Source organism: Pseudorhodoplanes sinuspersici (assembly GCF_002119765.1).
Classification (GTDB): Bacteria; Pseudomonadota; Alphaproteobacteria; order Rhizobiales; family Xanthobacteraceae; genus Pseudorhodoplanes; species Pseudorhodoplanes sinuspersici.
Window position 1 is genome coordinate 3619050 of record NZ_CP021112.1, and the last position, 21225, is coordinate 3640274.

Sequence of the window (21225 nt, forward strand, 5' to 3'; positions counted from 1 at the left end):
GTCTGCGATTCTACTTTTCCGGGCTGTCATTGTGCCGGCTCCAAATCCGCGTCTATGTCTCGTTGCAAGCCAGCACAACTGATTTCAAGAATTAAACTGTGTTGCAAAATCGGTTCGTTACTTGCGTGGATTGATCATCCTCGCGTCTTTGCAATCACCCCATCGACAAACCTCGCGAGATTGCCGCCCTCGAACAGATAACCATCGATGCCGACGGCCTTTGCCGCCCGCAGGTCGCTGTCCTTGTCGCCGATCAGAAAGCTGCCGGATAATTCGACCGGCCAGTGTTCGATCAGGTCGAGCAGCATGCCGGGCTTGGGCTTTCGCCAGTCGCTGTCGAGGCGATAGGCCGTCAGCGGCGCATCCGGATGAAACGGGCAAAAGCGGATGTCGTCGATCCGCGCACCCTGCTGCGACAGCTCCGCGCGCATCCAGTCATGCAGCGATTCGACATCGTCCTCGGTGAACATGCCGCGCGCGACACCGGACTGGTTGGATATGATGAAGACGTGATAGCCGGCGTCGTTCAGCCGCCGCACGGCATCCGCGGCGCCGTCGGTCCAGTGAAAGCGGTCGATGGTGCCGATGTAACCGTCGTCGCGATTGAGCACGCCGTCGCGATCGAGGAACGCTGCCGGCTTGCGTGTCGCGGTCATGGCGTACACCTTTTGGCTTGCGCCCTTTTTGGCTTACAGCTTTTTCGGAAACAACTCGTGCTCGACAAGGCCGCAGATCGCATGCGCCGCGGTGATGTGAATCTGCTGAATGATCGCAGTTTCGTCGGACGGCGCGACAAGAAGGAGATCGCAGAGCGGTTGCATTGCCCGTCCGCGCGTGCCGGTGAAGCCGACGGTGACAAGCCCGCTCTCGCGGGCGGCTTCCAGCGCCATCACGACGTTGGGAGAACTCCCTGACGTGGTGATGCCGATGAACACATCGCCAGGACGGCCGAGCCCGCGCACCTGGCGTTCGAACACGTGCTCATAGCCATAGTCGTTGCCGATGGCGGTCAGCACCGACGTGTCGGTGGTCAGCGCGATCGCGGGCAGGGGATTACGGTCGAGTTTAAAGCGCGAGAGGAGTTCGGCGGCGATGTGCTGTGCGTCCGCGGCGCTGCCGCCATTGCCGGCCAGCATCAGCTTGCCGCCGCCCTGAAGGGACGCGGCAATGCGCTGTGCAATCGAGGCGATCGCGTGAACGAGAGCAGTGTCGTCCTCCGCGCGCTGAACAGCTTCTCTCGAGCGTCTAAAATAGCCGAGGATCTCATCTTCTACGATCATGACACGTTGGTACCGGTGGTAAGCTTCTGGGGCAAGGCGGCGCGGACTGCATCGTGGACCCGTCCGACATCGACGCCAGATGTGCTGCGATCCTTGATGTTGGCAAACTGGCCCGGCGGCTCGATGATCGCCGCCAGGGGATTGAGCGGAGCCCAGAGCCGCGGCGAGGTCGGTCCGAAGATCGCGACCGTCGGCGTCCCGATCGCTGCCGCGATGTGCATCAGGCCGGAATCGTTGGTCACCGCGACGTCGGCGGAACGAAGCGCGAGAATCGCATTTCGCAGGTCGTTTCCGGTCAGATTCCGCACCGATTCGCCGCCGATTCCGCAGAGTTTCTCGGCAATCTGTCGCTCTTGCGGGCCTCCCAGGACCCAGATCTCGCATCCATCGGCGGCGAGCCGGCGGGCGAGTTCTGCATAATGTTCCGGCGGCCAGGCCTTGCCAGGCCCGACCGCGCCGGGCGCGAAAGCCACCACCGGCCGGCCTCCGGAAAGGCCATTGCGGGCCCGCCAAGCCTCGATTTCGGCGGCGGGCACGTCGATGTCGGGAAGAGGCCAATCCTTTGGCAGCACTGCATTTTTCGGCAGCGCCAGGGCGCCGAAACAATCGATCATCCGTTCCAGTTTGCGCTCACCCCAGCGCATATCATTGATCAGGAGGAAACGGCCTTCGCCGGCGAAGCCGATCCGCTCTGGGATGCCGGCAAGGAACGGGGCAAGGGCGGATTTCCAGGTGCGCGGCATGACCAGCGCCGTGCCGTATCGTTCTGCTTTAAGCCTTTGTGCCAGCTCAAGATATTGTCCGAACGGCAGGCGCCTTCGGGGCAGGTCGGCGACAATTCCTGTCCGCACGCCGGGCAGATAATCGAGGATCGGGGCGCAAAGCGAACTGGTGATCAGGTCGATCGGCCGGTCCGGCCAGCGAGCCTTCAACAGCCTTACGACCGAATGCACGCGCACGAAATCGCCGATCCACATGTACGGGACAATGAGGATCGGGCTGTCGGCTCCGGCCGCCTTATGATCTGAATTCTGGCTCATTTCTTGTGGAAATGATGATTCACTGTGAGTTCGCGCTGTCGTGGCAAGGGGTTAGCGCGCTTGAGGCTTGATTGTCGACTATGAATTGAGACGGTGGGATTCGCCGCTCTTGGTCATGAAAGTTGCACGTCTGTCCCCGGTCAGGCAAAGGAGCGACGTGCGGGGCAGCGGGGTAGGCGATGCTATTAGTGACCGGCGGGGCCGGTTTTATCGGGTCGAATATCGTCGCCAGCCTCAACGAGGCCGGACGCACCGATATCGCGGTCAATGACACATTGGGCAAGGACGGCCGCTGGCGCAATCTGGCCAAGCGGCAGATCGCCGATTTCGTCCAGCCACATGAGCTAAGTCGTTGGCTGGACGGGAGAAAACTTGACGCCGTCATCCATATGGGGGCGATTTCCGACACCACGGCCGATGACGGTGACCTTGTCATGGACACCAATTTCCGGCTGTCGCTGACGCTTCTGGACTGGTGCACCGTGACCCGCACGCCGTTCATTTATGCCTCGTCGGCGGCCACTTATGGCGGCGGAGAACACGGATTTTCTGACGATGATCGGCCAGAGCATCTGCGTTCATTGGCGCCGATGAACCTATACGGCTGGAGCAAACATCTGTTCGACCAGGCTCTGATCGCCCGCAAGCTGCGCGGGGAAGATTTGCCGCCGCAATGGGCGGGACTGAAGTTTTTCAACGTGTTCGGCCCGAACGAGTATCACAAGGGCAAGATGATGAGTGTTCTTGCCAAGGTGTTCGACGAGGGCAGGGCCGGCGGCACTATCCGCCTGTTCAAGTCGCATAAGCCCGGCATCGCCGACGGCGACCAGCGGCGCGATTTCATCTATGTCGATGATGTTGTTGCGGTTATTCGCTGGCTGCTCGACACGCCGCGGGTGTCCGGCCTGTTCAATGTCGGGACCGGGGAGGCGCGCAGTTTTCGCGAGATGATCGAGGCGATGTTCGCGGCGCTCGGCCGCCCGCCGAAGATCGAATATGTCGATATGCCGGAAAATATCAGGGATCAGTACCAGTACTTCACGCAGAGCGATGTCGGACGGCTGCGCGCGGCGGGTTATAATGCCGGGTTCATGCTCCTAGAAGATGCCGTACGGCGCTATGTACAGCAGTATTTGGACCGCGAGGATCGTTATCGCTGATGTTCGATTTCGATCATAGTCTGTCGCAACTCTCAGGCGTCACCGTGCTCTGCATCGGCGACCTGATGCTGGATGACTTCGTCTATGGCGACGTCGCCCGCATCTCGCCGGAAGCGCCGGCACCGGTCATTGCGGTCAAGCGCAGTGAGATGGTGATCGGCGGCGCTGGCAATGTTGCACGTAATATCGCCAGCCTCGGCGCACAATGTATCTTCATTGGCCTCGTTGGCGAGGACGATGCCGGCCGCACGCTCAAAGCCGCGCTCGCGGCTGAGCCCCGGATCGAGGCATCGCTCGTCGTCGACGGTTCGCGTCCAACCACCCGCAAGGTCCGCTTCGTGTCGGAACATTACGCAACGCACATGTTGCGCGCGGATTGGGAAGAGGCGCGTCCGGCCGATGCGAAGGCGGAGAAGGCGTTGCTGGAGCATGTGCTCGCCGCCTTGCCGCGCGTCGATGCTGTAGTATTGTCGGACTACGCCAAAGGCGTGCTGACCAAAGACCTGATCCGTCAGGTGATCGAGGCAACGAGCGCGGCCGGCAAGCCGGTGATCGTCGATCCGAAGGGAAAAGATTACAGCATCTATCGCGGCGCGACGCTGGTCACACCCAATCGCAAGGAATTGTCCGAGGCGGTCCATCGTGACGTGTGGAGCGATGCCGATGTCGCGGCAGCCGCGATCGACCTGCGCTCGTCGTTGCAATGCGAAGCCGTCCTTGTCACCCGCAGCGACGAGGGCATGACGCTTGTCGAGCGCGATGCCGATCCGGTTCACGTGCCATCCTATGCGGTGAAGATCAGCGACGTGTCCGGCGCTGGCGATACCGTGGTCGCCGTGCTGTCGGCGATGCTGGCCCTGCGGGCCGATTTCGAATCGGCGATGCGTGCGGCCAATGCGGCTGCGGCGGTTGTGGTCGGCAAGCGCGGCACGGCCACCGTTTCTATCAATGAACTGCGGCATCGCATCCTGCCGGCTGCGACGCTCGCCGCAGAAGAGAAAATCCTGTTCGATTGGTCGGAGCTTGACGCTCGGCTTGCTGCCTGGCGCAAACAGGGACTACGGATCGGTTTCACCAATGGGTGTTTCGATATCCTGCATCCGGGGCATGTGCGGATGCTGGCGCAGGCGCGTGCAGCCTGCGATCGGCTTGTACTGGGGCTCAATAGCGACGAGTCGGTGTCGCGTCTGAAAGGGCCGGAGCGCCCGGTACAGAACGTGCAGTCGCGCGCCGAAGTGCTGGCGGCACTGGAAGCGATCGATCTCGTTGTCGTGTTCGAGGAAGATACCCCGCGCGATCTGATCGCGAAGATCCGGCCTCGCGTGTTGATCAAGGGCGCCGATTACACACGCGAGCAGGTGGTCGGGCACGAGATCGTCGAAGCCGATGGCGGTGAGGTGGTCCTGGTTGGGCTGGTGCCCGGCCATTCCACGACCGACATTGTCAAGCGTTCGCGCAGCACGGCGAAAAACTGAACGCCGGATGGATCATTCCGTGGCCGCAATTTTCAAACCCGATCGCGAAGTGGCGCTGGTTCGTGATTTCTTTGCCAACAAGACTGACGGCTTTTTTGTCGAAGTCGGGGCCAACGATCCCAAGAAGGATTCGCAATCCTGGCATCTCGAAGAGAGCGGCTGGAGCGGCATTCTGGTCGAGCCCTTGCCCGATCTTGCCTCGGAGCTCCGCCGCGTCCGCAAGGCGCAGGTGTTCGAAGTGGCCTGTTCGTCTCCTGACCGGGCGGGCGAGGTGCTGAAGCTACATGTCGCGGGACCATTCTCGTCGTTTGATCCGCATCTCGCCGTGACGGGTATGCGTGCCGACAAGGTGATCGACGTCAACGTCCGCACGCTCGACGAGGTATTGATCGAGGGCCGGGCGGCCAGGCCCATCGATCTCCTCTCAGTCGATGTTGAAGGACATGAAATCGATGTGCTGCGTGGCTTCGATTTTGATCGCTGGAAGCCGCGTCTGATCCTGCTGGAGGATCATGTCAGCAGCCTCGACAAGCATCGCTTCATGATCAAGGTTGGCTACACGCTGATGCGCCGCACCGGTCTCAATGGATGGTATGTGCCGCGCGCCGATGCGCCGCCTATGAGCCTTCTTGGGCGCTGGCAGATTGCGCGGAAATATTATCTGGCCCTTCCGTTCCGTATGTTTCGCGATGCCAGGCGGCGGCTACGCGACCGCATCCGGTTTCGTCAGCAGGACCAGGGCGGCGCGGGATAGTGATGGCCATGCCGCGCCTTTCCGCCATCGTGATTACGAAGAACGAAGCGCGCAACATCGAAGCGTGTCTCGAGAGCGTTGCTTTTTGTGACGAGCGCATTGTGGTGGACGGCGGTAGTAATGACAACACCGCTGCATTGGCCGATGCCAAAGGCGCGCGAGTGACGGTCGCGGAGGAGTGGCGCGGTTTCGGTCCGCAGAAGAATCTGGCTTTATCGCTCGCGACCGGCGACTGGGTATTGTCGCTCGATGCTGACGAGCGTGTCAGCGAACGGCTTGCCGACGAAATCAAACGCGCGGTGGCGGCAGGCGGCGCCGATGGATACGAGATGCCGCGCCTTTCGACTTTTTGCGGAAAGCCGATGAGGCACTCTGGCTGGTATCCCGATTATGTGCTTCGCCTGTTCCGTCGCGGACACGCACGCTTCTCCGACGATCTCGTGCATGAGCGGGTGATCTGCGATGGCGCGGTGCGACGTCTTTCGGAACCGCTGACACATCATCCCGTGGAGCGGCTCGAAGATTCGCTCTCGCGCATGGACCGCTACTCGACTGCCCGTGCCGAGATGATCGTAAGTTCCGGTCGCCGCGTGTCGTTTTTCACCGGTATCCTTCGCGGCTGGTGGACATTCATACAGACCTATTTTATCCGCCTTGGCTTTCTGGATGGCCGGGAGGGATTTTTGCTGGCTGTCGCGAATGCTGAAGGCACGTATTATCGCTACATGAAAGCGTGGCTGAAGGAACGCGGGCGTGGCTGACCTGATATCGGTGATCGTCACGACATGGAATCGTGAGGACGCGCTCGATGCCGTTCTGCGGTCCTTGGCCGTACAGACCGATCGCGATTTCGAAGTGATCGTCGCCGACGATGGGTCGGGCGAGGCGACAGCGCGGCTGATCGAGGAGTGGAAGCCGAAACTCCGCCGCCCGCTGAAACATGTGTGGCAAGAGCATCGCGGGTTCCGTGCAGCAGAGATTCGCAATCGCGGCATCCTCGCAAGTGAAGGCGCTTACTGCATCTTTCTTGACGGCGATTGCATCGCCCGGCCGGGCTTTGTCGGGACACATCGTGCGCTCGCCGAAGACGGATGGTTCGTCACGGGCAATCGGATCCTGATGTCTGAGCAACTCACCGCAACGATCTTGCGCGAAAAGCTCGATCCGGAAACCTGGAGCTATCGCGAATGGGTGAAAGAACGTGGCCGCGGCGGCATCAACCGTACTGTGCCGCTGGTGCGCCTGCCGCTTGGACCCTTGCGGAAGTTGCGCTGGCGTGCCTGGCGCGGCGCACGATCCTGCAATCTCGGGATATGGCGGAGTGACCTCGACCGCGTCGATGGATTCGATTGCGCCTACGAGGGTTGGGGGCGTGAGGATTCCGATCTGCTGGTGCGGTTGCTTCATGCCGGCGTGCGGCGGAAGGACGGCGTCTTTGCAACCGGCGTTCTGCATCTGTGGCATCCGACGGCGGACCGGTCATGGTTGTCGGATAACGATCAGAAACTTGAGGATGCGAGACTCGGAGGAAGCATTACCGCTCGCCGGGGATTGTCCGCGATACGCGAAACATCGCAGCCGTTGCGCGGGGCGACCGCATGACGATCGGCATTGATCGCGATCAGGCGCGCAAACTTGCCGATGGTCTTGCCGTGGCGGCTGTTGTGGCTATCCCATGGTCGACGTCAGGTATTTATATTTTCGTCGCGGCGTGGCTGATCGTTTTTCTGCCGACGATCCGCGCTGACGAAGTGCGCGATGTCACGCGGCACCCTGCTGCCTGGCTTCCGGTTCTGCTGGTGGCGTTGGCTGCAGTCGGAATGCTGTGGGCGGAGGTGCCCTGGTCAGAACGCCTTGGAGGCTTCGCTGCTTTTGTCAAACTTCTGACCATTCCGGTGCTGTTCGTCCAGTTCCGGCATTCAGACCGCGTGCATTGGATGCTGCTTGGATTTCTTGCCTCGTGTACGCTCCTGCTGCTTGTATCGTTTGTCGGCATTGGGCTCGGCTATCGCTTCAAATCCTTCGGTGTTCCGGTGCGCGACTATATCGCGCAGAGTGGCGAGTTCATCCTTTGCGCGGCCGGCCTTTTTTATGTGGCGATGACGTATTGGGCGCAGCGCCGGACTGCGCTGATGCTGGGCGTGCTGGCGCTCGCCGGTTTGTTTCTTGTCAGCGTGTTTTACGTATCGGCGAGCCGCACGGCGCTTGTGACAGTACCGCTGCTGTTCATCCTTTACGCGATAACGCAAAGCCGTCCGGTGCAGATGGTTGCATTCCTCACGGCCATCGCGGTGGCTGGCGGGATCGTCTGGGTCTCATCGGCCAATGTGCAACAGCGGATTCTCGGCATCTTCTCCGAGGTGGAAAATCATGGGGTGAATAACAAGGCAACCTCGGCAGGACAGCGCGTGGAATTCTGGCGTCAGTCGCTGAAGATCATGCAGGAGGCACCGGTCGTCGGTCACGGGACGGGATCGGTGAAGGAAAGGTTTGCGGATGTGGCGGCGTCGGAAAAAAGCCGCGAGAAGCCAACGGTGAATCCGCACAATCAGACTTTCATGGTTGCGATACAGCTTGGCTTCGTCGGCGTTTTGGTACTCTACGCAATGTGGATTTCGCATTTCGCGTTGTTTCTGCGCGGCGCGGGGCTGGTTTCCTGGATAGGGCTTGCCGTCGTGGCGCAAAATATCATTGGCGGTCTGTTCAACACGCATCTGTTCGATGTTGTGCAGGGCTGGATCTATTTCTTCGGCGTGGGTGTGGCTGGGGGCTGGATGCTGAAGCACTCGAAAGACATGGCGGAGCCGGCCACTGCAGCCGATAAAATTCCGGCGGCCTGAGACAGTGCTTCAGCCGCTTGCACTACCATCTCGTCCACGCATTCTGGTGATTGCGCTGCGACGATTGGGCGATGTTCTTCTGACGACGCCATTGATCCGGAGCATGCGGAGGGCATGGCCGGACGCACACCTTGAAGCGATGGTGTTCGAGGACACCGCTTCTATTCTCGAGGGCAATCCGGATCTCGATGCCGTCGTGAAAGCGCCATCGCGAGCGAAGCCTTCGCAAGGGCTGCGTCTCGCGGGTGAGCTATGGCGGCGCTACGATCTTGCGATCAGCACGCAGCCGGGCGACCGCCCGACATCCTTCGCGATCCTTTCGGGCCGCAAAAGCGTCGGCATGATCGATGACAATTTCAATGGCCGGGTGAAGGCGATGCTGCTCGGCCGGTATGCGCGGTCGCGGAGCGATCTGCATCGGGTGGACGAGACTCTCCAACTTGCGGATGTGATCGGAATTCCGCGTGTGCCAGAGATCGTGGCGCCGCGCGCTGCTGCGCCGTCGCCCCTGCAGCCGGACGTGCCCTATGCCGTCGTGCATGCGGCGCCGTTCTTTCGCTACAAGCAATGGCACCGCGATGGGTGGCGGCGGCTGGCGGGGCATTTGCTGGGCAAAGGATTGCGGGTCATCGCAACAGGGGGGCCGGGGGCGGCCGAGCGGGCTTATCTTGATGGTATCTGGGAAGGGCTCGACGTGGTGCGCGCCGACGGAGCGCTGACCTGGCCGGAACTGTCTTCGCTCATGGCCGATGCTCGGGTTTTTGCGGGCCCGGATACCTCCGTGACGCATCTGGCGGCCGCCGTCGGTTGTCCGACCGTGGCGCTGTTCGGTCCGACTGATCCGCGGCGCTGGGGGCCATGGCCTGCCAGCGGGCTTGCGGAGCCCTGGGAAGCGGCTGGGACTATCCAGCGGCGGGGAAACGTCTGGCTGGTCCAGAATCCGCTGCCATGCATGCCCTGCCAGCTGGAGGGGTGCCTGCGCCATGTGCAAAGCCACAGCCTTTGTCTGGATGAAATGCCGGCCGAGCCGGTGCTCCGTGCGGTCGACGAGGTTCTGTCCTCGTCCAAGGGTGGCGCCAGGGGTGGCGTCATGGCAAAAACGCCGCTATTCAAACCGTCTCCATCCATTGCCCCCTGACCGATGTTGCATTTGCGCACCATGACCACCCGCAAGGCCTTGATCGTCTTGCACGATCTCCTGGCCACGGCCGCGGCCCTGCTGGTCGCCTTCTACATCCGCTTCGAGGAGCAGCGGCTGTCGGTGCGCGTCGATCTGCTCTGGATGATGCTGCCGGGGATCATGATCTACGCCGGCATCGTCTATCACTTCTTTCATCTCGACGATGCCAAATGGCGCTTCGCCTCGCTGCCCGACCTCTGGAACATCTTTCGGTCGGCAACGGTGCTCGCGATCACCTTGCTCATCCTCGACTACATCATGGTTGCGCCCAACGTTTACGGCGACTTCTTTTTCGGGAAGGCGACGATCCTGATCTATTGGGTGCTGCAGATGTTCTTTCTGGGCGGCCCGCGGGTCGCCTACCGGTATTTCCGTTATTCCCGCGCACGCATCAAAGCGACCAAGAACGAATCCGCGTTCATTCTTATTCTCGGTCGGGCGGCGGATGCCGAAGTGCTGCTGCGCGCTGTCGAAAGCGGCGCGGTGAAGAAGGTCTGGCCGGTCGGGGTGCTGTCGCAGTCGCCGTCGGATCGCGGACAATCGATCCGTGGCATCCAGGTGCTTGGTAATTTCGACGACCTCGAACGGGCGATCTCGGATCTTGCCGCGCGGGGCACCAACGTCCACCGCGTCGTCCTGACGCCATCGGCTTTCGAGCCGGGGGTTCCGACCGATACACTGCTGATGCGTGCACGCAGGCTTGGATTGTCCACGAGCCGCTTGCCCTCGCTCGATGACAGCGTCGAGGCGTTGCGGCTGGCGCCGGTCAATGTCGAAGACCTGCTGCTGCGGCCCAGCGTAAAGATCGATTACCGGCGGCTGGAGAATTTCATCAAGGGCCGCTCCATCGTCGTCACCGGCGGCGGCGGTTCGATCGGCGCGGAGATCTGCGACCGTGTCGTCACCTTTGGTGCGTCGCGCATTCTGGTGATCGAGAATTCCGAACCCGCATTGCATGCGGTGCTGGAAGCACTGAAGAGCAAGCAGGCGGATGCAGAAATCACCGGCCGCCTTGCCGATATCCGCGATCGTGATCGTATCATGCGCCTCATGTCGGACTTCAAGCCCGACATCGTGTTCCATGCGGCCGCATTGAAGCATGTGCCGCTGCTCGAACGGGATTGGGGTGAGGGCGTCAAGACCAATGTCTTCGGCTCGGTCAATGTCGCCGATGCGGCTGCGGCATCGGGTGCGACGGCGATGGTGATGATTTCCACCGACAAGGCCATCGAGCCTGTTTCGGTGCTCGGTGCGACCAAGCGGTTTGCCGAAATGTATTGTCAGGCACTGGACGGACAATTCGCGCGCAAGGCTGGACCAGGTATGACGCCGATGCGGTTGATCGCAGTTCGCTTCGGTAATGTGCTGGCATCGAACGGGTCGGTGGTGCCGAAGTTCAAGGCACAGATCGAAGCCGGCGGGCCGGTGACGGTCACGCATCCGGACATGGTCCGCTACTTCATGACCATTCGCGAGGCCTGCGATCTCGTCGTCACGTCCGCCACTCATGCGCTCGGACCGGAACGCTCGGATGTTGCCGTCTATGTGCTCAATATGGGTCAGCCGGTGAAGATCGTGGAACTTGCCGAGCGGATCATCCGGCTTTCCGGCCTTGAGCCTGGTCGCGATATCGACGTGACCTTCACTGGCATTCGTCCGGGCGAGCGATTGCACGAAATCCTGTTCGCGCGTGAAGAGCCGACCGCCGAAATTGGCGTCGCCGGCGTTGTTGCGGCACGGCCATTGTCGCCGTCTCTCGAGACGATGCGGGCGTGGCTTGCGACGCTGGAGCAGGGATTGGTGCGCGACGACAAGACCGCGATCTATCGCGTGCTGCGCGATGCTGTTCCCGACTTCAAGGGCGAGGCGGCCTGATCATCGCTGCGAGGGCCTCTGGTGTGTCTACAGGCGTTTTCCAGCCAGCGTCCCGGAGCTTGGCGGCATCGGCGACGAGGCTGCCACCAATCCTGTCCCAGATATCGGCCTTGCCAGCGGCGCGGAGTGCTCTGCCGATCCAATCTGGCGGGATGGAAATCATTCCTGGCGATCGGCCATTCGCCTTGCGCATGATGGAGATCATGTCGGCCACCGATACCGGTGTCTGATCGGCGACCACGTAGGTTTCGCCCGCAGTAGCGGGCTGTTCCAGCACAAACTGGATTGCCGATATCATGTTACCGAGCGCCAGCAGCGAGCGCTTGTTGCTGAACGCGCCAAACGGCAGCGGAAACGGCAGGGACGCGATCTTCATGAGCTGTGCCACGTTGGCGCGCGCTTGCGACCCAAAGATCACGACCGGACGCAAGATGGTCGCCGGCACACCATAACCGCCGACAAAGCTTTCAGCGGCGAGCTTGGAGCGGCCATAGGCATCTGTCGGTGCCGGTGTATCGCTCTCGGTTAGGACATGATCGGCCGAGGGGCCGGTCTGTGCGCGGATGGACGAAATAAACACGAGACGCCGGATGTTCGGCGTCATCGATGCCGCCAGGGCCAGCGATTTGGTCGCGAGCCGGTTGACCTTGTCGTATCGCTCCTCAGTGATCGCGTTCGAAACATGCGCAATGCCGGCGAGATGCACCACGGCATCGACGTCCCGAAGCAGGGGACGCCAGTCGACCGGCTGTGAAAGATCAGGAAGCGGAACCGTTTCGATATTCACGTCGAGCTTGATGGAGGACAGGTTGCGCGCAGCCGCGCGCACGGCATAGCCTGCCTTTGACAGCGCCTGTATCAGTTCGCATCCGACAAAGCCGCTCGCGCCTGTGACAAGGACACGCATCATGTGCGCCTTCGTGAGAAGCGAGCCAGTAGCCATCCCACAATCACAACGCCTGCTGCGAGGGCGGCGATTTCGGCAGTCGGGGTGTTGAACTGCACACAGAGCAGGGCGAGAGCCACCAGCAGAACATTCACGCCAAACACATGTGCGACGACCTGCTTCACGGTGAAACCGTTGTCAGTCGCGCGCTGGTAGAAATGGCTGCGATGCGCCTGCCAGACGCGCTCACCTTTTGCCAGGCGCCGCAGCAACGTGACGGTGGCGTCCATCAGATAGTAGAGCGGCAGCAGCAACGCCGCGGCAAGATGTCCTTTGTTGGCCAGCAGGGCCAGCAGCCACCCGACAATCAGGCCGAGCGGCAGGCTGCCGACGTCGCCGAGAAACAGCCGCGCGACCGGCCGGTTGAACGGAGCAAATCCAAGCAGCGCGCCAAGCAGGGCCAGTGCACAGACGACGGCATAAGGAGGCAGAACATCCAGCGCACCCAACAAAACAAGTCCGCCTGCCACCGGCACCATCTCCGCGACTGTCATCCAGTCGAGGCCATCCATGAAATTGACGAGGTTGACGAACCATATGCCCGCCAGGACCAGCAGAGCGCGCTCCAGCCACCAGGGCAGAAAAGGCGTCATCTGAAAATTGGCTGGCAGGACCGCAATGACGCTTGCTACCGCGATGAATTGAAAGAGCAGGCGAGGAACGACGCCCATCGGCTTGATGTCGTCGACAGCGCCAAGCACCGCGATCAGGATCGTCGCCGCAAAAACTGTGACAATGCTGAACGCGATTTGGTTCGACCATGTACCGGTCGCGGTCATGGCCGCACCTGAAACGACAATCCAGGCGGTGACGATGGCGATGCCGCCGCCCTGCGGAGTCGGTGTCGTGTGCGAAGACCGCGCATTCGGCCGCGCCATCGCATAGCGGATCAGCCACGGTCGCAGCCATACGATCAGGATGGACGTGAATGCGGCCGCGCAAATGACGATCGTCAGCGCAGCCAAAGTCCAATGCCGGAATGGCTCGAGCGCCGCACTCATCGTCTGTACGTTCAGGCGGCGCCGATACGCAGCAAATCGTGCAGATGCACGACACCGACCGGACGATTGCCTTCCACCACAAACATTGCTGTGATTTTCGACGCGTTCAGCACTTCGATGATTTCACTGACGAGTTGGTCCGGCCGGCAGCATTTCGGGCTTGGTGTCATGATTTTGTCGACCGTGGATTCGGTAAGGCCAGGACCCATGTGGCGACGGAGATCGCCGTCGGTGATGATTCCGCTGAGCTGGCCATGCGCATCGACGACGCCGATACAGCCGACGCCTTTCGCCGTCATCTCGATCACGGCCTCCGACATGGGCGAGCCTGAGGTCGCGATCGGTAATGCTTCGCCGGTCCGCATCACATCGCGGGCAAATTTCAACAGCGCGCCGAGTTTGCCACCCGGATGCAGCACATGGAATTGCTGCGCGGAGAAGCCGCGCGCTTCGAGCAGGGCGATGGCGAGAGCATCGCCCAGCGCGAGCTGCATCAGCGAGGAGGTCGTCGGAGCCAGATTATGCGGACAGGCTTCGCGGGCCTGCGGCAGCGCCAGCACCACATCGGCCGCGCGGCCAAGAGTCGAGGCTGCTTCCGACGTCATGCCGATCAGGGAGATCCGGTGCCGCCGCGAATAATCGATGAGGTTTTTTAATTCCGCGGTTTCGCCGGACCACGAGAGGGCCATGATCACATCGTCCTTGGTGATCATGCCCAGATCGCCATGGCTCGCCTCGCTCGGATGCACGAAGAAAGCCGGCGTGCCGGTGGACGCGAAGGTTGCGGCTAGCTTGCGGGCGACGTGGCCCGATTTTCCCATGCCGGTAACAATCAGGCGCCCCTGCGAGGCGCCGATGGTCTCCACCGCTGCGACCAGCGTCCGGCCAAGGCCGTCCCGCAGCGCCGCCGACAAGGCCCCGACACCGCCCGCTGCGGCATCCAGGGTCCGCAGGGCGGAATCGATCAGAAGCGCCTCGCGAGCAGGCTCACTGGCTTCCATTTTCTTTTGAGCTCCACCCACGGCGGCCTCCTTCATCAAATCCCCGAAGTGATGCGGGATTTGCGGCAGTTGTGCATGCACGAAAGGCCAGAAACATGCTAGCCTAGTTAGCACAATTCCACCGCTGAGCAGCGGGATTCAAGAAAATATTCTTATTTTACAAGGGGTTGCCCCGTCCCTCCCCAGAGGAATCCACACGGCTCCCCTTGCTAGGATAGGCTCGAAAGGGCTATGCCGACCCCCGGCAAATCCCCAGCTGTGCGGATCGTCGATGCCATGTCCTTACCGGATTTCAGAAGCGATTTTCCTCACCATTCCAGGTTTCTGCTGTGGTGACCGAAGAATGACGACGGCCGCCACCGAATGCCTCTTGCCGCGAAGCTGCGTGACGAATCGTCGATGATTGACCGCACATGACTGAGCGACATTGGCTCATCATCCCGATCGAAACCAAGGCTCGGGAGCTAGATGCAAAAACCTATCTTGCTTGCGCCGCTGCGGAAGCGGGGTTCCGGGTTCTCCTTGGTGATCAGAATTCTTTGTTGAGGCGGCTGGCCTTGCTTCCGCAGGGCTTCTATCTCGACAAGAGCGTGGCGCGGCTGAAGGTAAAAAGCTTCCAGCGCCTCGAGGATTTGGGTTTCAACATCCTCGCATGGTGCGAGGAAGGGCTCGTTTATCGCGACCGCGACGCCTATCTGCATGAGCGGGTTGCGCCGGCTGCCTTTGAGAAGGTCGATGCGTTCTTTGCATGGGGCAGGGTCCAGCATGACGACATGCGCCTGGCCGTGAATGATGGCGTCCGGAAGATATATGAGACGGGCAATCCCCGGTTCGACTTGCTGCGGCCGGAATTGCAGGGATTGTATCGGGCTCCGGCGGAGGCACTGAAGGCACAGCACGGCAATTTCATTCTGATCAACACGAATTTCGGCCGCTACAATCACTTTTACGGAGCGACCGGAGTGATGGACACTCTTCGCAAGCGCGGATCCATCCGTCATGCGGCTGATCAAGCGTTCTTCGCACAGTGGATCGAATATCTCGGCAAGATCTATCATGCCTTCCAGGACATGGTTCCTGAGCTTGCACAGGCATTCCCGGATCGGACGATTGTGGTGCGCCCGCATCCGTCCGAGGACCATGACAATTGGCGCCACCTGGCTGAAGGGCTGCCGAATGTGAAAGTCATCTATGAGGGCGGTGCCATTCCCTGGCTGCTCGCCGCGGCTGTTTCGATCCATAATAGTTGTACGACCGGCCTTGAAGCGGCGTTGCTCAACCGTCCCGTTATTGCCTACCAGCCGCTGAAATCTGAGACATATGACAGCTTCCTGCCGAATCGAGTCAGTGTCGAGGCGACGACTGCGAACGACCTGATTGATCAGGTCAGGCGTGCGTTTGATGGAAGGTTCGATGCCCCGCTCGCAGTCGACGAAGCGGTGCAGGAAGATGTAAAGCGCTATGTCGCTTCAATAGACGGGCCGCAGGCGACTCATCGCGTTGTTCAGCAGCTGCTGGCATTGAAAGCGAGCGGCACTGCCGTGCGTCGCCGTAAGCTGGTTGCAGTCGTCCGCGATCAGAGTGAGCAGTGGGCTCGGTCTGTTGCGCGCACCGCGCTTACGCCATTGCGACCGACGCAAGCTTATAGCCGGCAGAAGTTTCCAGGGCTCGACCGCGAAGAGCTGGAACGATTGGTGGAAAACTTCCGCGCGCTGACCGGGCGATTTGAGAAGGTGCGCATTCTTCCCAGCGCGAAACATTCCTTTATCGTGACGACCTGAACTGTATCGAAGCCTTGTCGGACGAGCGGGTGATTTACACACCTCTGCCGATGGCTGCGAGGATCGCACGACGTGTCCGCTCGCCGGCGCATCCGTCCACGTTCCCAGTCCAATGTTCGAGCGTGGCCGTCTCGTTGGCTCCCAATTGCGCCGGCACCGGGCGTGGCGATCGCGCATATTTGATCAAGAGATCATGCAGTTCGACCGGACTGTGCACCACGTCGCCAAGTGGCCGCAGGTCGATCACGTATGGATTTACGTCCGCGCGTTCAGCTTCCGCGAACCACGGCAAGACAACCGGCTTTCCGGCGGCAACGGCTTCGAGCAATGCCGTGGAATTGAAGCCGCAGACCACAGATGCCTCTGCTATCAGCGGCAGCACGTCGCCGCTGTGAATGACACGAAGGTTGGAGAGAACGGGCTGCTCGTCATTCAGCCCGAACGGACGAATGCTTTCGACGATATCGCGCTGCCGGCCTTTGGTTTTTACTACGACCTCGATATCCGGGTTCTCGCGCGCGAGTTTCAAAATCGTAAGGCACGTCTCCGTGCAAAGCGTGTCCAGCGAGATCGAGTTTTCGCCTTCTTCGATACCGTCATCTTCGAGATAAACCTCGCCCGTCGTTGCACCCTTTCGCACAATGCGCGGCATGCCTGTCAAAGGGGAGAACAAGAAGAAAAGGATTTTTCGCGGTGCCGTGGTCCCGGTATTGCTGCGGCGCCAGCTATGGATTCTATCGAGGCGCGGCATTCCGATGATTTGAATTTGCGTCGTAGCCGCGACGCCTGCGCGGAGCTGCAGGTCTTTCTCGATCTGATTATAGACGAGAATGCTGTGGCCCGTGAAAGCGCCGCGCCTTTCTTTGTAAATATGTTCAAAAAAGGTTACGCGGCCCGGTGTCTTCAAGTTTTCTTTGTGCAAGGCGATGAAAGGAATGCGCAGCTCGGACATTGCGGTCGCAAGCTCGCGTTCGGCGCGATAACCGAAATTGCCAGTTACGACGGCATCGATCTGCCTAAAATGCGAAAGCGCCTTGAACAGTCTTCGAAGGAAATCCCTATAGCGTAACTTGGCGTGATCAAACGTGCTGCCTGCGGACGCATAATTATTGTCATCAATGGAGTTGGGAAGGAAGGTACGAAAGATCTCCCGCAGGATCAGTCGCGGCATGGCGAGCACTTCGACATCGTCTGCACTGTCGAGGGCGCTCATGACGTCTTGGGTGAAGCCATCTTTCGGCAATATCCAAACAGTGTATCGCTTTTTTGATTCAGCGCGCTTCAGCCGTTTGATGAATGGTAAAACCAGGGCTGCGGAAATCCACGCCAAGCCGAGCCTCGCAGTTCCTCGTAGGGCTGCTAAATAGACGGATTTGACCTTAACGGCGATGGAACTCATGGTCACTCAGCACCCGGTCGACCTCATTGGTATTGATGCGGTCGAGAGCAAACGGCGTATGCTCCGGCTGCACCCATTGTCCGGTTAAAGTCACGCCCACCGAGAAGCCGTGGCGCTTGCAGAACTCGGCCGGATCAGCTGGAAGAGCCCAATCACGGCCATAAGGATATGACACCCAGTTCGGCGGCCGGCCAGTTGCTTCCGCGAGTGTAGCGATATTGAGAGCCATATGCCGGTCTTCGTCATCGCCGAGACGGGTGACCGCGCGATGATCATGCGTGTGTGCACCAATGCAATGTCCACGATCCTCAAGGCTGCGAAGGGTGCGTCCATCCATATAAGTTTCAGCGCAGAAGGCGCGCTCATCGATGCCGCGGTTTTCGAGCATTGTGCTGGTCACCTGATCAAGCACGTCTTCCGGCAGAAGGGAGTTGAGCAGATACTTGATCTCGCCATGCTCCGGCCGGTCGTAGATATAAGTCCGCGCCGCTGACGCGCGCTCTTCCGCCGTCAGTTGCCGGATTCGCCATTCCGGCGGCAGCGCGGCCAATAGTTCGTTGCGAAAGCGGCTAGGCTCGGTCATCGCCCGCAGATAGTGAACCTTGTGGACGGCCAACGCACGGTGTTCCGTCAACGGACGGGAGCAGACGAAAAACACCGCCTTGATACCCATCGGGTCGAGGATATCCATTGCGGTCCTCTCGTGATCGACAAGGCCGTCGTCGAATGTGATCAGCGCGCTCGAACGGGGCAACTCTTTTCCGTGAAGCACATAGGCTTCGGCTTCGTCCGGCGTTGCCATGTGAAGGCAGGAAGCCAATTGCTCCATCTGACGACGGAAGGCGTCAGGCGAAATCGGGTGAATACCGGGATGCGCATACAATCCCGGATCGCGCACATAGTGGAAATTGACGAGCAGCAACCCTTGCGTCATGGCGCGATCAAGCGTCACGCGTATCCGCGACCGCCCGAAGATAAACATCGCCGAAGCCGCGGCTCGCGATGGCTTCCTTGATGTCCGAGAGGTCCTTGTCGGCGAGGATGTTGCGCCAGATGCCGACACGCTGATTTGTCAGCGGCTCCTTCAGCCGCTCGAGCGTCGTCGAGGCTTTGCCGGTCGCATCGCGAACTTTGTCAAAGTCGGCCTCACGGCCGCTGAAGGTGCCGACTTGCGGCTCCCATTCCTCATTCAGGAAGCCGATCACCCGCCGCATCGCTGCGTCAGGCCCGCCGATCAGATCTTCATAGCGGATGACGAGATAAGCCTTGTCGTCCGGTTTGATCTTCGCAATCAGCTCGGATCCCGTTCCGATCGTCGAGCACCAACGGTCGGCGAATTCGTCTGCGGTACTCCACTTTCCGGCCTCGCGCAGCGATGCGAAGACGTCACGCGGATCGCGCATGATATGGATCACTTGTGCGTCCGGCCACGCAGACCAGATGCGGTCGACATGAGCGATATTGCCTGGCGTCTTCTCCGCCCAGCGCCGCTTGCCCATGTCGGCGGCGACCTCATTCATCAACGACCGGAGGAAGGCTTCCGCGCTTTGCGCCGATTGAGCCAGAGTGTTTACGCGCTCAGATGGAAGATCGAAATAGTCCGCCAGCCGCTGCAGATTGCCTTGCATCTTTGCACTGTTGCGCTGCGACCAGTCCCAGTCGAACCAGTAAGTCTCGAGGCCTGATGCGATCGCGCTATGCTGGCCCAGCATGGCCCGGAGAAGGGTCGTGCCCGACTTGAACATTCCGCCGATGAAGATGGGAGCGCTTGTCATGCTTTGCGTTCTCGGTTCAGCAGCCACTCGGTCAATTCGAGTTCGAAAGGATCGTCGATATTCACGACATGGCGGTCTATCACGACGGCCTGTGCATCGCGGTCGATGATGCGGCCATGCCCGACGAGATGAGCGCGGGTGACGGCATAGCACAACCCGTTGCGGTGATAGTAGGCCGGAATGCCCTGACGGAGACTGTGCCGAGCACCGTCGGACAGATAGAAGCCGATGGTACCTTGTTCGTCCACCGTGAGCGTCTTGTGCGGCGTGTAATGCGCCGGTGTGCGTGAGACTGTCGCCGCCGCCGGTGCATTGGTCTGCAACAACGTTTTTACCGTCAGTTCCACGTCCTCCGGCCGGCGCATCGGGCTTGTCGGTTCCAGCAACACCGAAATGTCGAACCGGCGGCCATAGTGTTGTTCGGCGGCGAGCCAGGCGTGCCGCCACATGTCGATCGAGCCGGCAGTGTCTCCGGATAATTCGTCGGGCCGCATGAACGGCGCATCGAGGCCATGCCGGACCGCCTCGTCCCTGATGTCGTGATCGTCCGTCGAAATCAGCGCGGCATCGATCCAGGGCAGAGCGCGGGCTACGCCGGCCGCGCGCCCGACAAGCGAAATGCCGCCGATTTCCTTCAGGTTCTTGCGCGGGATCGATTTCGATCCGCCTCGGGCGGGGACGACCGCAAGAACCGAGCGACCCTCAAGCATCCGCTTTTCCCGTCTGTACGGTGCACCCTTCGGCGCTGCTGGTACGGATCGCCTCTATCAGGTCCATGACCTTGATGCCATCGGCGAGCGTACAGGAGGGCTTGCTGCGTCCGGCAACGACGTCGAGAAATTCGCGTGCAACAGCCACGAACATATCGTTGCGCTCGCACGTGAACGTTTCTTCCTCCCAGACCTGACCGCTCTGCTTGCCGATTGTGATGCGATTGGGATCGGCGGACCAAAAGAGGCTGCCACCTTCGCCGATGAAGCGGATGTACTTCTCGTGCGGCCGCCCGTAGAGATCGAGATGCAACGAGACGCGAAGGCCGTCTGGATACATAGCCAGCGCATCAACGTTGTCGTCAGTCTCGATATCGAGATCGGAGATCTTCTCGACGCGTCCCGACAGTTCTGCCGGCGTGCCGAAGAACCAAGTCATTAGATCGATCCAGTGGCTTTCGTCCAGCAATGCGCCGCCGCCCTGTGCGGCGCTGGCCATGAAGAACTCCTGATAGGGTTCCCATGGATGCCAGTCCGCCAGATGCGCCGACATGTGGAACTGAACGTGACGAAGTTTGCCGATCGTGCCTTCGTTCAAGCGTGAGCGAACCTGCAGCAGAGGCGGCCACCAGCGCCATGTGTAGCCGAGAAGCACCGGCACGCCGGTCCGCTTTTGGGCGTCGTATATCGTGCGCGCTTCAGCCGCCGTTTTGGCGACCGGCTTTTCCAGCAGTACGGGCAGGCCAGCATCCAGGGCCGCGATCGTCTGTGCAGGATGAAATGCGGTTGGCGAGCCGATCACAACCCCATCAAGTCCGCCAGCGGCCAAGGCGGCTTCGATGGTAGGGTGAGAGCCGACAACCGGCGTCTCGGCAGCAAGCTCTTCGCGACGTTCCGCACGCGGATCGACGCAGGAGATGCGACAGCCCAGCGACGCGAGGTTGCGCGCGTGGCGTTTGCCGACGCTACCTGATCCGACAATGAGCATATGAGGAGCGGTCACGGTTC

At 60.7% G+C, this 21225-nt stretch carries 20 protein-coding genes; 9 read left to right on the forward strand and 11 right to left on the reverse strand.

What is annotated here, in order from left to right:
* Nucleotides 1-134: 134 nt before the first annotated feature.
* The 3 genes from CAK95_RS17585 to waaF are packed head-to-tail and all read right to left on the reverse strand — an operon-like array spanning nt 135 to nt 2320.
* On the reverse strand, nt 135-656 hold the full coding sequence (locus tag CAK95_RS17585) for a D-glycero-alpha-D-manno-heptose-1,7-bisphosphate 7-phosphatase (protein WP_086089083.1): 522 nt from the start codon (nt 654-656) through the stop codon (nt 135-137).
* Between the two features lie 33 nt (nt 657-689).
* Nucleotides 690-1280, reverse strand: a complete 591-nt coding sequence (locus CAK95_RS17590; RefSeq protein ID WP_086089084.1) for a D-sedoheptulose 7-phosphate isomerase — start codon at nt 1278-1280, stop codon at nt 690-692.
* Nucleotides 1277-2320, reverse strand: coding sequence for a lipopolysaccharide heptosyltransferase II (gene waaF, locus CAK95_RS17595; RefSeq protein ID WP_086089085.1), 1044 nt, complete (start codon nt 2318-2320; stop codon nt 1277-1279). Before waaF ends, CAK95_RS17590 begins: the two co-directional genes overlap by 4 nt.
* A gap of 179 nt (nt 2321-2499) precedes the next feature.
* Between waaF and rfaD the strand changes: the two genes are divergently transcribed.
* The 8 genes from rfaD (at nt 2500) to CAK95_RS17635 (ending at nt 11604) form a co-directional block, all read left to right on the forward strand.
* Nucleotides 2500-3480, forward strand: coding sequence for an ADP-glyceromanno-heptose 6-epimerase (gene rfaD, locus CAK95_RS17600; RefSeq protein WP_086089086.1), 981 nt, complete (start codon nt 2500-2502; stop codon nt 3478-3480).
* Nucleotides 3480-4955, forward strand: coding sequence for a D-glycero-beta-D-manno-heptose-7-phosphate kinase (gene rfaE1 / locus CAK95_RS17605; RefSeq protein ID WP_086089087.1), 1476 nt, complete (start codon nt 3480-3482; stop codon nt 4953-4955). The genes rfaD and rfaE1 overlap by 1 nt, the downstream gene beginning before the upstream one ends.
* A 19-nt stretch (nt 4956-4974) precedes the next feature.
* A complete protein-coding gene (locus CAK95_RS17610) occupies nt 4975-5709 on the forward strand; it encodes an FkbM family methyltransferase (RefSeq protein ID WP_157699658.1) in 735 nt (244 codons plus the stop codon).
* Nucleotides 5710-5717: 8 nt separating this feature from the next.
* Nucleotides 5718-6470, forward strand: a complete 753-nt coding sequence (locus tag CAK95_RS17615) for a glycosyltransferase family 2 protein (protein ID WP_086091493.1) — start codon at nt 5718-5720, stop codon at nt 6468-6470.
* Complete coding sequence (locus CAK95_RS17620; RefSeq protein WP_086089089.1) at nt 6463-7311, forward strand: glycosyltransferase family 2 protein; 849 nt, start codon at nt 6463-6465, stop codon at nt 7309-7311. Before CAK95_RS17615 ends, CAK95_RS17620 begins: the two co-directional genes overlap by 8 nt.
* Entirely contained in the window at nt 7308-8549 is a 1242-nt protein-coding gene (locus tag CAK95_RS17625; RefSeq protein ID WP_086089090.1) for an O-antigen ligase family protein, read from the forward strand. The genes CAK95_RS17620 and CAK95_RS17625 overlap by 4 nt, the downstream gene beginning before the upstream one ends.
* A 103-nt stretch (nt 8550-8652) precedes the next feature.
* The gene (locus CAK95_RS17630) at nt 8653-9687 is read left to right on the forward strand and encodes a glycosyltransferase family 9 protein (RefSeq protein ID WP_147413426.1); all 1035 of its coding nucleotides are present in this window, start codon (nt 8653-8655) and stop codon (nt 9685-9687) included.
* A gap of 3 nt (nt 9688-9690) precedes the next feature.
* Nucleotides 9691-11604, forward strand: coding sequence for a nucleoside-diphosphate sugar epimerase/dehydratase (locus CAK95_RS17635; protein WP_086089092.1), 1914 nt, complete (start codon nt 9691-9693; stop codon nt 11602-11604).
* On the opposite strand, the gene CAK95_RS17640 is transcribed toward CAK95_RS17635, so the two are convergent.
* Genes CAK95_RS17640 through CAK95_RS17650 form a run of 3 tightly spaced genes read right to left on the reverse strand, consistent with a single transcriptional unit; the run spans nt 11585 to nt 14552 of the window.
* Nucleotides 11585-12514: an NAD-dependent epimerase/dehydratase family protein gene (locus CAK95_RS17640; RefSeq protein WP_157699659.1), complete on the reverse strand. Its 930-nt coding sequence runs from the start codon at nt 12512-12514 to the stop codon at nt 11585-11587. The genes CAK95_RS17635 and CAK95_RS17640 overlap by 20 nt on opposite strands.
* Complete coding sequence (locus tag CAK95_RS17645; RefSeq protein ID WP_086089094.1) at nt 12511-13551, reverse strand: MraY family glycosyltransferase; 1041 nt, start codon at nt 13549-13551, stop codon at nt 12511-12513. The genes CAK95_RS17640 and CAK95_RS17645 overlap by 4 nt, the downstream gene beginning before the upstream one ends.
* An 11-nt stretch (nt 13552-13562) precedes the next feature.
* A complete protein-coding gene (locus CAK95_RS17650; protein WP_086089095.1) occupies nt 13563-14552 on the reverse strand; it encodes a KpsF/GutQ family sugar-phosphate isomerase in 990 nt (329 codons plus the stop codon).
* A 413-nt stretch (nt 14553-14965) separates the two neighbouring features.
* Between CAK95_RS17650 and CAK95_RS17655 the strand changes: the two genes are divergently transcribed.
* Nucleotides 14966-16333: a surface carbohydrate biosynthesis protein gene (locus CAK95_RS17655; protein ID WP_086089096.1), complete on the forward strand. Its 1368-nt coding sequence runs from the start codon at nt 14966-14968 to the stop codon at nt 16331-16333.
* 34 nt (nt 16334-16367) lie between these two features.
* Here CAK95_RS17655 and CAK95_RS17660 read toward each other — a convergent pair whose 3' ends face one another.
* Genes CAK95_RS17660 through CAK95_RS17680 form a run of 5 tightly spaced genes read right to left on the reverse strand, consistent with a single transcriptional unit; the run spans nt 16368 to nt 21220 of the window.
* Complete coding sequence (locus tag CAK95_RS17660; protein ID WP_147413428.1) at nt 16368-17732, reverse strand: glycosyltransferase family protein; 1365 nt, start codon at nt 17730-17732, stop codon at nt 16368-16370.
* The gene (locus CAK95_RS17665; RefSeq protein ID WP_198343733.1) at nt 17713-18684 is read right to left on the reverse strand and encodes a polysaccharide deacetylase family protein; all 972 of its coding nucleotides are present in this window, start codon (nt 18682-18684) and stop codon (nt 17713-17715) included. Before CAK95_RS17665 ends, CAK95_RS17660 begins: the two co-directional genes overlap by 20 nt.
* A complete protein-coding gene (locus CAK95_RS17670; RefSeq protein WP_086089099.1) occupies nt 18674-19507 on the reverse strand; it encodes a sulfotransferase family protein in 834 nt (277 codons plus the stop codon). The genes CAK95_RS17665 and CAK95_RS17670 overlap by 11 nt, the downstream gene beginning before the upstream one ends.
* Nucleotides 19504-20217 (reverse strand): acylneuraminate cytidylyltransferase family protein, encoded by a 714-nt coding sequence (locus CAK95_RS17675; RefSeq protein WP_086089100.1) that lies wholly within the window; start codon nt 20215-20217, stop codon nt 19504-19506. Before CAK95_RS17675 ends, CAK95_RS17670 begins: the two co-directional genes overlap by 4 nt.
* Complete coding sequence (locus tag CAK95_RS17680) at nt 20210-21220, reverse strand: Gfo/Idh/MocA family protein (protein ID WP_086089101.1); 1011 nt, start codon at nt 21218-21220, stop codon at nt 20210-20212. Before CAK95_RS17680 ends, CAK95_RS17675 begins: the two co-directional genes overlap by 8 nt.
* Nucleotides 21221-21225 lie beyond the last annotated feature (5 nt).